Origin of the sequence: Helicobacter pylori, assembly GCF_017594925.1 — a bacterium.
Taxonomy (GTDB): Bacteria; Campylobacterota; Campylobacteria; order Campylobacterales; family Helicobacteraceae; genus Helicobacter; species Helicobacter pylori_DP.
In genome coordinates, this window is record NZ_JAALNT010000014.1 from 1 (window position 1) to 14,576 (window position 14,576).

At 39.4% G+C, this 14,576-nt stretch carries 11 protein-coding genes; 7 read left to right on the forward strand and 4 right to left on the reverse strand.

All coding sequences use genetic code 11. From position 1 onward, the window contains the following. The first annotated feature begins 425 nt into the window (after positions 1-425). Both G6069_RS05745 and G6069_RS05750 read left to right on the forward strand, forming a co-directional pair. Positions 426-713 (forward strand): type II toxin-antitoxin system antitoxin, encoded by a 288-nt coding sequence (locus tag G6069_RS05745; protein WP_197293653.1) that lies wholly within the window; start codon positions 426-428, stop codon positions 711-713. Between the two features lie 13 nt (positions 714-726). Continuing rightward, positions 727-999 carry an HP0892 family type II toxin-antitoxin system mRNA interferase toxin gene (locus G6069_RS05750; RefSeq protein ID WP_197293654.1) on the forward strand — a complete coding sequence of 91 codons (273 nt, stop codon included), beginning with the start codon at positions 727-729 and terminating at the stop codon, positions 997-999. A 103-nt stretch (positions 1,000-1,102) separates the two neighbouring features. Here the strand turns inward: G6069_RS05750 and G6069_RS05755 are convergent, their stop codons facing one another. Further along, positions 1,103-1,627, reverse strand: a complete 525-nt coding sequence (locus G6069_RS05755; RefSeq protein WP_001135633.1) for an acyl-CoA thioesterase — start codon at positions 1,625-1,627, stop codon at positions 1,103-1,105. Positions 1,628-1,766: 139 nt separating this feature from the next. On the opposite strand from G6069_RS05755, the gene G6069_RS05760 reads away from it, so the two are divergent. The 4 genes from G6069_RS05760 (at position 1,767) to G6069_RS05775 (ending at position 5,550) form a co-directional block, all read left to right on the forward strand. Further along, a complete protein-coding gene (locus tag G6069_RS05760; RefSeq protein ID WP_197293655.1) occupies positions 1,767-2,630 on the forward strand; it encodes an SDR family oxidoreductase in 864 nt (287 codons plus the stop codon). Beyond that, positions 2,623-3,603, forward strand: coding sequence for a FecCD family ABC transporter permease (locus G6069_RS05765; protein WP_197293656.1), 981 nt, complete (start codon positions 2,623-2,625; stop codon positions 3,601-3,603). The genes G6069_RS05760 and G6069_RS05765 overlap by 8 nt, the downstream gene beginning before the upstream one ends. After that, positions 3,603-4,370 carry an ABC transporter ATP-binding protein gene (locus tag G6069_RS05770; RefSeq protein WP_000242354.1) on the forward strand — a complete coding sequence of 256 codons (768 nt, stop codon included), beginning with the start codon at positions 3,603-3,605 and terminating at the stop codon, positions 4,368-4,370. Before G6069_RS05765 ends, G6069_RS05770 begins: the two co-directional genes overlap by 1 nt. A gap of 169 nt (positions 4,371-4,539) precedes the next feature. Continuing rightward, positions 4,540-5,550 (forward strand): glycosyltransferase family 8 protein, encoded by a 1,011-nt coding sequence (locus G6069_RS05775; protein ID WP_231628079.1) that lies wholly within the window; start codon positions 4,540-4,542, stop codon positions 5,548-5,550. A gap of 118 nt (positions 5,551-5,668) precedes the next feature. Here G6069_RS05775 and G6069_RS05780 read toward each other — a convergent pair whose 3' ends face one another. From G6069_RS05780 to murJ, 3 genes are all read right to left on the reverse strand, one after another. Then, a complete protein-coding gene (locus G6069_RS05780; RefSeq protein ID WP_197293657.1) occupies positions 5,669-9,541 on the reverse strand; it encodes a vacuolating cyotoxin family protein in 3,873 nt (1,290 codons plus the stop codon). A gap of 223 nt (positions 9,542-9,764) precedes the next feature. Next, the gene (cysS, locus tag G6069_RS05785; RefSeq protein ID WP_197293658.1) at positions 9,765-11,162 is read right to left on the reverse strand and encodes a cysteine--tRNA ligase; all 1,398 of its coding nucleotides are present in this window, start codon (positions 11,160-11,162) and stop codon (positions 9,765-9,767) included. Then, the gene (murJ, locus tag G6069_RS05790) at positions 11,163-12,623 is read right to left on the reverse strand and encodes a murein biosynthesis integral membrane protein MurJ (protein ID WP_197293659.1); all 1,461 of its coding nucleotides are present in this window, start codon (positions 12,621-12,623) and stop codon (positions 11,163-11,165) included. A 90-nt stretch (positions 12,624-12,713) separates the two neighbouring features. Between murJ and G6069_RS05795 the strand changes: the two genes are divergently transcribed. Beyond that, on the forward strand, positions 12,714-14,558 hold the full coding sequence (locus G6069_RS05795) for a FapA family protein (protein ID WP_197293660.1): 1,845 nt from the start codon (positions 12,714-12,716) through the stop codon (positions 14,556-14,558). The last annotated feature ends 18 nt before the right edge of the window (positions 14,559-14,576 follow it).

Sequence of the window (14,576 nt, forward strand, 5' to 3'; positions counted from 1 at the left end):
TTAAAAAGCGCTTCTTTATATAGGGGGTTTAAGTTGGAGATTAAAAGGGGGAGAATGGTTTCAAATACTTCCTATCTCTTTAAGAAAATGCGTTTTATTATAAAATCAAATCTAGAACGATTATTTTTCACTCACAGAACTTTTATTTTTTTAAACTTTTTTAAAATTTTTTACTAACAGATCTTTTGATCTTTTCACTGATTTTTCAATCCGCTTCTTTTTAATCTTTTGATCGTTTAATCTTTTGATCTTTAATTTTTTCATTAACTTCCCAATCCGCTTTTAATCTTTAAGTTTTTCACTGATTTTTCATCTGTTTTTTTAAGTTTTTTCACAAAACAAAGTTTTTGATTTTTCTAGCCTTTTTAATACCGCTCTATCGCTTGCGCTATAATGAATTGGTATTTTTAATAAAAGGAATCAGCATGCCAAACACCACCAACAAAGATTACACAAAATACAGCCAAAGACAGCTTTTTAATTTTTTAAATTCTATCAAGGCAAAGCAAAAAAGAGCGTTAGAAAAATTGAAAGAAATCCAAGCTCAAAAACAAAGGATTAAAAAAGCGCTCCAATTTAAAGCGCTCTATTTAACCGAAAATGGATACACCATAGAAGAAGAGCGAGAAATCTTAGCAAGGGCTAAGGACACTAAGAACCGCCTTTGTTTTAAAAGCATAGAGGATTTTAAGAAGCATTGTGAAAACTTGTAAATGAGATTTAAAAATGCTGATGATTGAAACCAGTAAAAAATTTGATAAGGATCTTAAAATTCTTGTTAAAAATGGGTTTGATTTAAAGCTTTTGTATGAAGTGGTTGGAAATTTAGCCACAGAGCAACCCCTAGCTCCCAAGTATAGAGATCACCCGCTCAAAGGTGCTTTAAAAGACTTTAGGGAATGCCACCTAAAACCGGATTTATTGCTTGTCTGTCAAATTAAAAAACAAGAAAACACCCTCTTTTTAGTAAGACTAGGCAGTCATAGCGAGCTGTTTTAATCCACCCACACCCCTTATAACGCTTAAACTAACCGCTCAAACCAACTACCCCTTTTTAGGGATAAAATTTAGGGTTAAAACGCCACTCACGCTTTTTTATTTTTTAAATATTCTCGTGTTTGCCGCTTTTTAAATACCCTCGTGTGCGCATTTCTTTACGCTTCAAAGCCCCTTCATAACGGCGGATTTCAACCTCTGTTTTAGGCTCGTATTTAGGCATGGGGGTGGGTTTGCCATTTTCCACAGCCACCATCGTGAAATAGCATGAATTGGTGTGCGTGATTTCACGAGTCTTAATGTCTTCGCTCAAAACCTTAATCCCCACTTCGCACGAAGTGTTCCCCACGTAATTGATGCTGGCTAAAAAAGTGAGCAAATTCCCTACAGGAATGGGGTATTTAAAAGTAACCCCATCCACGCTTAAAGTGACCGTTCCTTTAGTGCAATAACGAGTCGAACACACATAAGCGACTTTATCCAATAAATTCAATAATTCCCCCCCATGCATGACGTTGTTGAAATTAGCGGTTGTAGGCACGACTAAATAGCTCATCAATAATTTAGTGCGATCCGCTGTGTCTATAGTAAAATCAAAATGGCTAGAATGCGATGATTGTATTTGAGGCATTGTTTCTCCTTAATTAAAATTGGTGTTAAAAACGTTTTTTGTAAAAAACATTCCAAGAACTATATATTAGTAAAAATTAAGTAATATTAAGTGAATATTAGAGGAATTATAAAAATAATAAGAGGGTTAGCGTTAGATAATGGGCGTTGGAGAGAAAGAAGAGAAAAAAGAAAGCCAAAAGGTGGCGATCATCACTGGGGCGAGTTCTGGGATTGGGTTAGAGTGCACGTTAATGCTGTTAGATCAAGGCTATAAGGTCTATGCGCTCTCTAGGCGTGCGACTTTGTGCGTAGCGTTAAACCATGCGTTGTGCGAGAGCGTTGATATTGATGTGAGCGATTCTAACGCTTTAAAGGAAGTGTTTTCAAACATCAGCGCTAAAGAAGATCATTGCGATGTTTTGATCAATTCCGCCGGTTATGGGGTGTTTGGGAGCGTAGAAGACACGCCTATTGAAGAGGTTAAAAAGCAATTTAGCGTGAATTTTTTCGCCCTTTGTGAAGTGGTGCAACTCTGTTTGCCCTTATTAAAAAACAAGCCCCATTCTAAGATTTTTAACCTTTCTTCCATAGCAGGGCGTGTGAGCATGCTCTTTTTAGGCCATTACAGCGCGAGTAAGCATGCCTTAGAAGCTTATAGCGATGCTTTGCGTTTAGAGCTCAAACCCTTTAACGTTCAAGTGTGTTTGATTGAGCCAGGCCCGGTGAAAAGCAATTGGGAGAAAACCGCTTTTTCAGTTGAGAATTTTGAGAGCGAAGATAGCCTTTATGCGTTAGAAGTGAATGCGGCTAAAACTTTTTATGCGAGCGTGTATGAAAACGCCCTAAGCCCTAAAGCCGTGGCGCAAAAAATCGTTTTTCTTAGCATGAGTCAAAAAATCAAGGCCCGCTATTTGATCGGCTTAAAAACCCAATTATTGCTAGCGTTGTATAGAATCCTCCCGAGCAGTTGGTATGATTCTTTGTTCAGATTGATCGTTCTTAAAAGGAAGCGTGATGCTTAAAACCTATCATATCGCCTTAGCTTGCGTGATTTTAGCGGTGGTGGTGCTTTTGTTTGGAGGGGAGTCCTTGAGTTTGGAAGAATGGCAAGAAGTGTGCCTGAATGTGAAAAACCACTTTTTGCACAATGAAGAACTGAGCTCTTTAAGTGTTATTATTTTAGAAATACGACTACCACGAGTGATTTTAGCGCTTTTAGTGGGAGCGAGTTTGTCCGGGAGTGGGGTGGTGATGCAAACGATTTTTAGAAACCCCTTAGTCGATCCTTTTTTACTAGGGATTTCTAGCGGGGCGATGCTAGGCGTGGCGATGGCGATAGCGGTAGTGGAGTCTAACATTGCGATTTTAGCGTTTTTTGGGGCGATTTTAGCCAGCCTTGCTGTTTTGGCGATGAATAGGGTTTTGGGTAATTCCGTCCTTTCGTTGGTGCTTTCAGGGGTGGTGTTGAGCGCGTTTTTAAGTGCGCTCGCTGGAGCGATCAAATTCTTTGTGATCCCCCAAAAAGCGCAAGCGATTGTCGTGTGGCTTTTAGGGAGCTTGTCTTTGAGCAGTTATAAGGATTGCTTGATCGCTTTCATAGGGCTATCTTTAGGCTTTGTCCCGCTCTTTTTGTTAAGGTGGCGTATTAATTTATTGAGCTTGAGCGATGCGCAAAGTTTGAGTTTGGGGATTAATCCCGTGCTGTTGCGATCGCTTTGTTTGGTGTGCGTGAGCGTTGCGAGCGCTTTAGCGGTGAGCGTGTCCGGCACGATCGGCTGGATTGGGTTGGTCATTCCGCATGTGGCGAGGTTGTTTTTTGGGGCGAATTTACAAAAATTGCTTTTAAGCTCTTTGTTAATGGGGGCGTTTTTCTTGCTTTTAGCGGATGTGGTGGCTAAAACCATTACCCCCTATGATTTACCGGTAGGCATTGCGACAAGCGTTTTAGGAGCGCCTTTCTTCTTGTGGCTTTTATTCAGGACTAGGGGGGTGTGATGGTCTTAGAAGTTAAAAACCTATCCTTTAAATATTCTCAAAAACTCATTTTAGACAAGTTGAGTTTTAGCGTGCCAAAAAACAGCATCACCAGCATTTTAGCGCCTAATGGCTCGGGTAAAACCACGCTTTTAAAATGCCTTTTAGGGCTTTTGAAGCCTTTAGAAGAAACCGAAATTAAAGCGTGCAACAAAGATATTTTACCCTTAAAGCCTTATGAAAAAGCCAAACTAATCGCTTATATCCCCCAAGTGGAATATTATGCGTTTAATTTCAGCGTGTTGGATTTTGTCTTAATGGGGAAAGCGACGCATTTGAATCTATTCGCTATGCCTAAAGCTAAGCACATTAAAGAAGCCACTAGCGTTTTAGAGCGCTTGGATTTAGAGTCTTTAAAAGATCAAGGCATCAATGATTTGTCCGGCGGTCAAAGGCAAATGGTGCTTTTAGCCAGAAGTTTGTTGCAAAGAACGCCCTTGTTGTTACTAGATGAGCCTACGAGCGCTTTAGATTTAAAAAACCAAGCCCTTTTTTTTGATGCGATTAAAGATGAGATGAAAAAGCGAGAATTGAGCGTTTTAGTCAATATCCATGACCCGAATTTGGTTGCCAGACACTCCACGCATGTGGTCATGCTCAAAGATAAAAAACTTTTTTTGCAAGCTTCCACGCCAATCGCTATGACTTCACACAATTTAAGCGTGCTTTATGACACTCCCTTAGAAGCGATCTGGCATGATGATAAGCTTGTGGTGTATGCGTTGTAGGGGTTGAAAATAGGGGATTTTGAGTTATAATGTTTCGTTTATTTTTATTTTCAAGGAGTTTATATGAAAATTAGCACATCTGTTACCCCCCCCCTCATTTCAAACTATCCCTATAGTAGTCGCTTTTGACAATAATTATTGCATCCCTGCTGGTGTGAGTTTATACTCTATGCTTTCTTCTTGCGCGCAAGAAAGAGATGGGGTAAAACTCTTTTATCAAATCCATTGTTTAGTGGATAATTTGAGCACTGAAAATATAGAAAAATTAAAGCGAACTATAGCCCCCTTTAGCGCGTTTTCTGGTATTGAATTTTGTGATATTTCAAAGAATGACGCTTACCCTTTTAAATTGGCTTCTCAACTTTTCTTAAGACTCAATCCTTTCGCTAAAAAGCGTTTTTCTAAAATGATTTTATGCCGTTTGTTGCTAGCGAGTATTTTCCCTCAATACGAAAAAATAATCATGTTTGATGTGGATACTTTGTTTGTGGGCGATATTAGCGAGAGCTTTTTTATCCCTATGGATGGAGAGTATTTTGGAGCGACTAAAGAAGACCTTTCATTGATTGGCATTCATAGCGCTAATGATTTGTTTGTATCTCGGCTTAATTGGTCTAAGGGAATGGGTGTCAGACTCAACCATAAAAGCCTAACCTTTCAAGAAGTGGGAATTCTATATGAAAACCCTTTTAATGTAGGTTTTATGTTGGTCAATTTGGCGTTGTGGAGGGAGAGTCATTTGGAAGAAAAGCTGATTGATTTTTTTAAAACACGAGATGAAGGGCTGTTGTTGCCAGAGCAAGATTTATTCGTGCTTGTTTGTCAAGGGTGTATTTTAGAAATGCCTTGCAAGTATAATGTCCATCCACGCATGGTTGGGACAAGGATGATACCTAAAAAATCTGATGCTTGCATGTTGCATTTTTATGCTGATGAAAAGCCTTGGAAGCATTTTGGCTACCCGTATTCTAAAGAATGGCACCAAGTAGCTTTTAAAACTTCTTTTGATTCTTTGGTTTTTGAGGATTTAGTGGGTAAAATTGAAACTTTTACTGAACTCAATAACCACAACAAAAAGAGTTTTTTTGAATTTTTAAACACCAGGCTGAATAAAAAATTCCTTATACAATACGTTTTGTTTAAGATTTTTAAAAAGCTAGAGTCTTTTTGTTTGCGTTAGCGGAGTTCATTTTGAAGGCTAACCCCTTATTTGGGGTTGGTTTGCAAACACACTCCCCCTAGTTATATTTTTTAAACTCATCACCCCCCATGCCAAAAGCATGGGTTTTAGAGTGGTGTTAGAAACTATACCTCATTCCTAAATTGGAGGCGAAATGGCCTATATTGGAAATCAAATTGTGCAAATAAACAAAGCCCAAATTCAAAAACACTTCTTTAGCTAATTTTAATTCCCCACCCATCATCACTCTCGCATGAGTATTTAAAGGGTTGCGAGCGGTATTCACTTTAAAGGTGTTTAAAGACGCCACATCATTCGATCCAAAGTGAGCGAACTCTTGTAAAACTCCAGCGTTCATATAGAAGTATGAAGTGTCCCCATAATAATAGCGCGCTTCCACATTGGCGCTAGCGTTGAATAAATGCTGACTGCTAGAGCCATTTTTCAAAGCCACTTTTTGATTGCTGTTGCTTTTAAAGTTGGTTGAACCTAAATGGTTATAGCTCACGCCCACGCTTGGTTTTAACACTAAAGCGTTCCCAAAAAACGCGAAGTCATAACCATAGCTCGCTCTTGTTGCAGCGCTATAGGCTAAGTAATTATAGCTTTGATTCAAATCTTGTAATAGAGCGCTTTTGAAATTCAAGCTTGATTGATCGCTCCCTAGCGCCCCTTGAGCTTCAAAATCAAATTCATGCTGGTTGGCAAAGAAACGGCTATACACGCCAAAATTAGCGTTATTGGCCCCAGAGTTAAGAGAGTTCGCTTGATTGCTAAAAGAGCTATAACCATAGCTTCCAAACCCGCCCACAATGGCTTCCACATTCCCATTAATGTAAGCATCTACGCCGGCGCTTGTGCCATACAATGAAGCGTTGCCACCGCTATTCAAACTCGCTCCCCCAATAGCGTTAGCCCAAACATTGGTGGGTTTTTCATATTTAGGAGCAAATTGATACAACACTTCCGCCGCGCTTTCTAAAGAAGCGAATCTTTGGTCTTTTAAAGCTTGTAAGCGTTGAGCGAACGAGTCAATATTGTTGGTGTGCCTTCTGGAGAGATTGACTAAACGAGAATTTAAAATCATCGCATTACTCAAGCTCAAAGTTTGCAAGCCGCTGGTTTTATGCTCTAAACTGGCTATGTTGTTTAAAGTGGTAGTGGCCGCATTCAATTGCTTGGTGATCTCATTAGTGCTTGTGTTATCAATCATTTGTCTGGCATAACCCGCATCATGGCTATCAATCAATAAGGTTTGCAAGAGATTCCTGCCTTGCGCGCCTGAATGAGTATAGAGCGTGTCAATATCCTTAGAGCGGTTAGCCAATTCAAACACGCTTTCAATAGTGCCAAAATCATGCTGATTGATAGCGACTAAATTAGGAGTGGCGCTGTGAGCGAAAGGAGCGTTCTTTACGAGGGCGTAGTTAGCAGAACGCGCATTATTAGTGGTGTTTGTGGGTAAATTTGTGGTACTGCCACCATTCTCAGTAGGCGTAGAATTGCCTAAATAATACACCGAAATTTTAGAGCCATTAGCTGTTTTGCTGATCCCTATATTTTTCCATGCCTTACCGATAAGATACTTGTAATTGTCAGGGTTGTTCACCATGCTTTGATCGCCGATAGCCATACCGCATGCTTTAATGTCATCAGTATTTCGCACCACACAAGTATCCATGCGGTTATTGTTGTTATAAAGGGCTAGGCGCTCTTTGAATTGTTCTTCTAGATTAACATTACTAATGCCATTGGTACCTGTAGAAACATTACCATAACCAATGATTTTCGCTTTCACTAACACATGCTCTGTATTTTTAATGAGATCTTGAGCGCTGTTAATCTTGATGAGCGGTTTGTAAAATCCGGTCGCGCTGTCTATATCATTATTAAACATCATAGCTGCTGCATTGCCTACATTTAAGGTTGCCACTTTCCCGCCTCGGACCAGATAGTTGATAGTGCCTTGATTGTTGATAAAATCCCCCTGAATGGTTAAATTTGAAAATTGACTATAGTCCATGACCGCATTTTGACCCAGGGTTAGATTATTAAACATGAGCTTTGATGTGCCCCAAGGGTTTTCTGGGGTTGAAGAAGCGAATTTTCTGGTGATTTCAACATTTTTAACATTTCTAGCGTCAAAATAATTCCAAGGGCTATAGTAAAACTCATTGATAACTAGTTTTTCGCCGCTTTTAAATTTGACACCCCCAGAAAAGATTGACCTAGTGCCAGTTTCCAAACGCACGGTATTGATGCGCGATTGACTGCCTATATCTTCGCTAAAATGAGTGTATTCCCCCACGCTCACCCCATTGGTCTTAACCAACAATTCATTAATGTTGAAGTTTTTAACGGCCACATTAGTGGAAGCCGTAATGAGCTTGTTGATATTGACTTTGTCTGTAACACCACTAAAATCTAAGGTGTTGAAACCACCATTACCCGTATCAATACCTTTAAAATTAGCTGTATGAGCATCCACCTTTAAATTCACAAATCTTCCCAGACTAATATCGTTATTAAAAGTGGCTGTGCCGTTTTTGGTATCCGTACCAGCCTTAAACTCAAAATTCGCGCTTGAGCCTGCCAAAGCATAACCACCCACTTGATTATTCACTCTTAAAGGCCCATCAACGGTGATATTCCCAGTTAGATTTTCCACTAAAAGAGAGCGCCCGCTCGCTTGATTGGACAGATTGACACCGCCTTTGCCGATATGCAAATGAGCCGCATTGGTGGTAAGAGAAGCTTTATACCCTCCCACTCTAATCGTGCCATCAGCGTTAGTGTTGATGCGATCAATATTGACAACCGTGTCTTTGCCGCCAGCAAAAGGCCCATCAATGACTTGCGTGGGTTGGATTTCTGTTTTTTGCGCGCTATTGGGTGGGTTAATGACCTGAGTGTTACTATTGTTTTGAGCGCTGTTTTGTTGGTTGTTGTTAGCATTATTTTGCGTGGTGTTACTAGGTTTATCCTTAGGTTTATCCTTATAACCGCCTTCTGGAGGGGCGATAATGTTTAGCGCCGCGCTTTGCCACAAATCCAGTGTGCCAATATGAGTCTTGTTACTAGCGATAATGCCTGCTTGAGCGGCGTTTTGATCCCCCACAGTGAGATGGTTAAAATCCACTTCCCCTGTCACTTTTGAAGTGTTGATTGTGCTGTATGAAGGGGCCAAATACGCTCCCACGTATTGCAAACGGCCCATCCACACATTACCATTTAATTTAACGCTGTTTGAAGCCAAATTGAGCGTGGCGCCATCATAAAGAGAAATTTCCGCATTTTTACTGCTAGTGATCCCTTCTGAAGCTTGCAAAGTCAAAACCGTAGAGCTGGCTTTCCTCCCAGCTCCAGAACCCACACGATTGTTGATTTCTACAAAATTTTCAATTGAGATATTTTTAGCGTTGAAATTCACTCTCGTGGTGCGATCAGCGCTATCCTTATAGCTTGTGAAAGAATTGCCATTGAATTGGCCCAAACGCAAAGTGGCTTTTTGCATATTCACGTCTAAATCCCCACCAGTAAAGTTTCTTAGCCCTGATAGTTTATAAGTCCCTACAGCGTCTTTCATATCCACTTCAAGCTTGTTCTGCTGCCCGCCTTTGACCCAATAATGCCTAGCGGCGTTCCCCCAGTCCCAACCTCCATCAATCTTACTGGATAAAAGGGATTGGTATAAGTCGTATTCCTTGTTAGGGAATTCATTAAAGCCTTTTCCTGCTTGAATGCGCCAAACTTTATCGGGTTTATCTGGGGTTTTATTCGCTTCTTCGGCTTGTTTGAGTCCCCAACTAAGAAGCCCTGAGACCGTTCCTACAGCGGTGCCTGTAGCGATGCCCCCAACAATGGCTGGAATGATCACGGTCGTGAAAAAGGCGGCATGACTCTCTTGCGGTATGGCGCTAATCAACGCTCCTGCTAAAACGAGAGAAACTAAAGGGCGATTCATTTTGCGGTGTGTTTGTTGTATTTCCATTTTCTTCCTTTCTTTTTGTAAAACGATTTTTGCACAAAGGGTGCGACTTTAGACTAGAAAATTTCTGTTGCATTTACGATTAAGGCTATAAATATATAGTATCTACAACCAATATTCAATTTCTATCAAATTAAAGTAAACGAAAATAAAACTTAACAAGATTAAAAAGCAATATTACTAGAATTTGTGGCTAGAATGTGTAAAAATGTAAAATTGGAGGCGTTTAAAAAAACTTCTCCCAAATCGTGCCTTGTGGGGTGTCCATCAAAGCGATTTTTTGTTGTAAAAGCTCTTCTCTGATGCTATCGGCTTTTAAAAAATCTTTTTGCTCTTTGGCGCGTTTTCTTTCTTCTATCTTGTTTTCAATTTCTTGTTTTTCGCTCTCGCTCACGCCTAATTGGAAATAGGCGCTAGGGTCTTTAAACCCGATGCCAAGCAGTTCTTCTATGAATTTCAAATTCGCTAAAATTTCACCCTTTAAAGCCTTGTTTTTGGGGTTTTGATCCAGTTTTTCATTCGTGGAAGAAAGCATGCTTTCTAAAACGCTCAACGCTTTGGAAATGTTTAAATCATCTTGCATGCACTCTAAAATTTCTTTTTTAAAATTTGGATTTATTCCTCCTAAAGTCCCTAAAACGCGCTGTTTCAAACGATAGATTTTATCCAAGCGTTTTTTACTCACTAACAAGTCTTCTTCATTGAAATTCAAAACAGAGCGATAATGCACCCCCAATAAATAATTGCGCAAAATCTCGCCATCATAGTTTTTGAGAGCGTCTTTAATAAAAAAACTATTCCCTAAACTTTTAGACATTTTTTCATTATTGATATTCACAAAGCCATTGTGCATCCAGTATTTAGCGATCTCCACGCCAAAGGCGCAACGGGTTTGGCACGCTTCATTTTCATGGTGGGGGAATAACAAATCCGCTCCGCCTGCATGGATGTCAATTTGATAAGGGGCGTTAGCGAGCGCTAAAGTTTCAAAAACCATGCTAGAGCATTCTATATGCCAACCAGGGCGCCCTTTGCCTAAAGGGCTATCAAAGCCCACATCATTATCCCCCTTATAGCTTTTCCATAACACAAAATCCTGCTCAAGCCGTTTTTCTTGCACCAAACCAATACGGCCAAATTCAACGCTGCTATTATGCACGCTCAAAGAGCCGTAATCTTTATCCTTGCTCGTGTCTAAATAAATATCCCCATTAGAGACTTGATAGGCGAAATTTTTTTCTAAAAGCGTTTCAATCATGCGCACCATAGCGTCTAAATACTCGCTCGCTTTAGGCTCTAGGCTGGGTTGTTTCACGTTCAAAGCGTTCAAATCCCTCGTGTAAGATTCAATATAAATGCTGCTTAATTCTTGAATGCTTTTGTTTTCTTTTAAGGCTTTGTTGATGATCTTATCGTCAATATCCGTGAAATTCCTTACTAACATCACTTCATAGCCGCTCAATTCAAGCGTGCGCCTCAACAAATCAAAAGCAATCGCGCTCCTGGCATGCCCTAAATGAGCGTCATCATACACCGTAGGCCCGCACACATAAATATTCGCCTTATTGTGGACTAAAGGCTCAAAAGGGACTTTTTGTTTTAATTTGGTATCATAAATAAACATTTAAAAACCTTGAAAATAATAAAATAAATATAAATGTGTAACCCACGATTTGAACGCTAAGAGTAATAAGATTTCCACGCAAGCGAGAAAAAAGATTACAAGCCATGATTTTAAATTCTTGATTATACCCAAGAATAATTGAAAGCCAAACGCTTTTATCGTTAAAACAAATAAAAATAACCCGCTCAAACTATTCGCTAACGCTAAACCCAAAACCCCTAACAAAGGCATTAAACTCAAAGAAGCCACCAAGCCTAAAAAAAGCGAAATTAAAGAGATTTTAGCCGCTTTTTTTTGCTCTAATTTCGCATAAAGCCACAAAGAAAAGAGTTTGGTTAGCCCAAAAGGGAGCAAGCCTAAAAGATAGAGCGAAAAGACTTGCGAAGTGATTAAGGTGTCTTTAGGGCTAAACTGCCCCCTTTCAAATAAAAGCTCGGTGATTTCTTTGCTTAACATTATCCCCCCAATGCTGCAAAGAAGCAAAACCCCCACCAAAAAAAACCACGCCTTTTGCAAGCGTTGTAAGATTAAATCCTGCTGATTGTTTTTAATGGCGATCGCAATGCTAGGGAAAAGGGCGCTAGAGATAGCGATAGCAAATAACGCTAAAGGGAGCTGGAAGACTCTATTAGCGTAATACAAATAAGACACGCTCCCGCTCGCTAGAAAAGAGGCGATTGTGGTGTCTAAAAAAGAAGCGATCTGAGCGCTAGAATTGCCTAAGACGCTTGGGAGGAATTGCTTGAAAAACGCTTTTAGGTCCTTTTTAGCCCTTTTAGAGCGGTATTCTTTTTTGAGCGCGTTTTTAGTTTTAAAGCTCAACAACCCCTTAAATAATAAATTCAATAAGCCCAATTTCACTAAAGGATAAAAGTGCAATAAAATTTGAGCCACGCCCCCTAAAAGCACGCCATAGCTCAAATAATACAGTGCTTCTAAGTGCGTTTTTTCTTTGGAAATGAAAAGGGCTAAAATCATGCATACATTGAGTAAGCTTGCGCTATAAGCGCTGGCAAAAAATCTGTGTTTGTATTGTAAAAGCGTGCCTAAAAAAGTGGTGATAAACACCAATAAAAGATACCAAAAATTGATCGCTACAATAGGGGCGCATAGTTTGAGCGTCTCTTCATCAAAGCCATAAGCTAGGAGTTTGGTGAGCCATAAGGGATTGAGCACCACTAATAAGCACCACATGAATAAAACGCCACAAAAAATAAGCCCCACCAAACCCGCAAAGCTCCCTTTAATGGAACTTCGTATGAAGCTTGGTAAAAAGCTTTGAGAAAAAGAGCCCTCCGCAAAAATACGCCTGAATAAATTAGGCAATTTGAAAGCCACAAAGAAAATATCGCTATACACCCCAGCCCCTAGAATATTGGCCATCATCAAATCCCGTAAAAAGCCAAAAATCCTAGAGCATAAAATCCCTAAGCTATTGGTTAAAAATATTTTTTTTAGCATATCAGTCGCAGTTATTACCTAATTTTCAGTGTTTTTTTGTTAGCATATTCCTTTTTCTAAATCTTTATAATACCATTTAAGGATTAAAAAATGAGCTTGGAGCGTTTTGCCCCTATAAAAGTTGAGCGGTGCAAAGACATTCAAAAAGAATTAAAAAAAGCGGCCGCTGAAAATAAATTACAAACAGAAGATCTATGGTTTGAGATTTTAAAAACTTCTATTTTTATCAAAAACAGCGCTAAAGACGATTTTAGTGAGGCTTTTGGTGGGGAATTGCAACAACTAGAAGAAGATGAATACTATGAAAAAAAAGAGCTAACCCTTTATCAAACCCACGACATTAAAATCAAATCAAACGCTTATAAGCGCTTTTTTGAAGTGGAAGTGGATGAAGATTTAAGCAAAATAGAAATTATTTTAGACGAGTGTTTTATTGTCCTAGACACTGAAGAGCATTACCAAGAAATGTTTGCGTATATTAAAGAGTGTTTAGCCTTTCAAGGCGTGGTGTTTCGCCACCTTTCACAAATGTATGAAAATTTAAAAACAGAATTGAGAAAATATCAAAAAGAAGCCCAAAATAAGCGCTTTATTTTATACGCTTCTTTAACCTTTATCCCTAATGTAGAAGAAAAATCGCATTTTTTACTAGAAGAAGAATACCTTCCAACCCATACTATCCCTTTAAGTGATCAAGAAGAATCGTTTGTTAAAGAAAATTACTATATCGCTAAAGAAAATCAAAAAGTCGCTTGCGTGAATTACCCCAAACAAGGCAGAGACGGCCGTAACCTTAAAGGCCTTTATATTGAATTGCCTAAAGTTGCCCATTCGCCCACCCCTATAGGGCATGACAAAAACGCTTTTGAAGAAAGAGAAGAAAATAACGCTTTAGTGTATTACTCCAAAGCCTTACAAGGGGTTAAAATGGAAAAAGGGCGTTTGGTTTCTAAGCAAAATTTTATCTTTAAAAACGGGATCAAATCCATTGAAACGCCTAATCTTTTAGGGGGAGTGGAGAGCGGGTTAGTTTTAGAAATCCAAGCTAAAGATGAATTGAGCGATGCGATTGATTCTAACCTCATTTTAGAAGCGAGCGCGATTAACGTTAAGGGCAATGTGGGCAAGAATGTGATCTTAGTGGCTAAAGAAATTACCATAGAGGGGCAAATCCACCCTGAAAGCTATGTCTATGCCAATCAAGCGCGTATCACTAACCATAAGGGCGTGTGCTACGCTAAAGAGTTTGAGTGCAAGTATTTAGAGCGCGCTAAAGTGTATGCTAATAGCGTTAAAGTGGAAGCGAGCGCGGGGAGTGTGGTCTATGCGAAAGAAATCGCTTTAGAAAAGCTCAAAAGCGACAACAAGCTGTATTTTTCCAAGCAATGTTGGATTGATGAGGTGGATGGCAATGGTAACCGCTTTATTTTTTACGCTTTTGGGGGGCGAGAAAACCAAGAAGAATTGAAAACCGCTAAACAAAAACTCAATGCGTTAGGGTTAAAATCCAAAAAAATCATCGCTCAGCACCAGTCCTTAAACCATTTAGTCAAAAACCATCAAGCCATCATGGAAAAGCTTAAAAACGCCACCGAAGAAATCAAACGCTCTTTAATGCAACAAGAAAGCGTGAAAGACGCTTATAGCGAGTTTATGTTTGCCTTAAAGCGTTTGAAAATCTTAAAAGCCCAAATGCTAGAATTGCAAAAAATCAATAACGAATGTTACGCTAAACTCATTAGCATAGAAAACAGCTTCCAGCATGCAAGCATTACGACTAAAAACCCTTTCAAGCAAGAAAATATCGTGATCTACCATCGCAATTACCCTAAAGTGAGCAACTTGAGTGCTATGTTAAGCCATAATGAAAGCGTGAATGTGATCTATGAAGATCATAAAATCAAAAAAGTCCCTAAAAGCGCTATAAAAGGCTAGAGCGAGAAATAAAAAAGG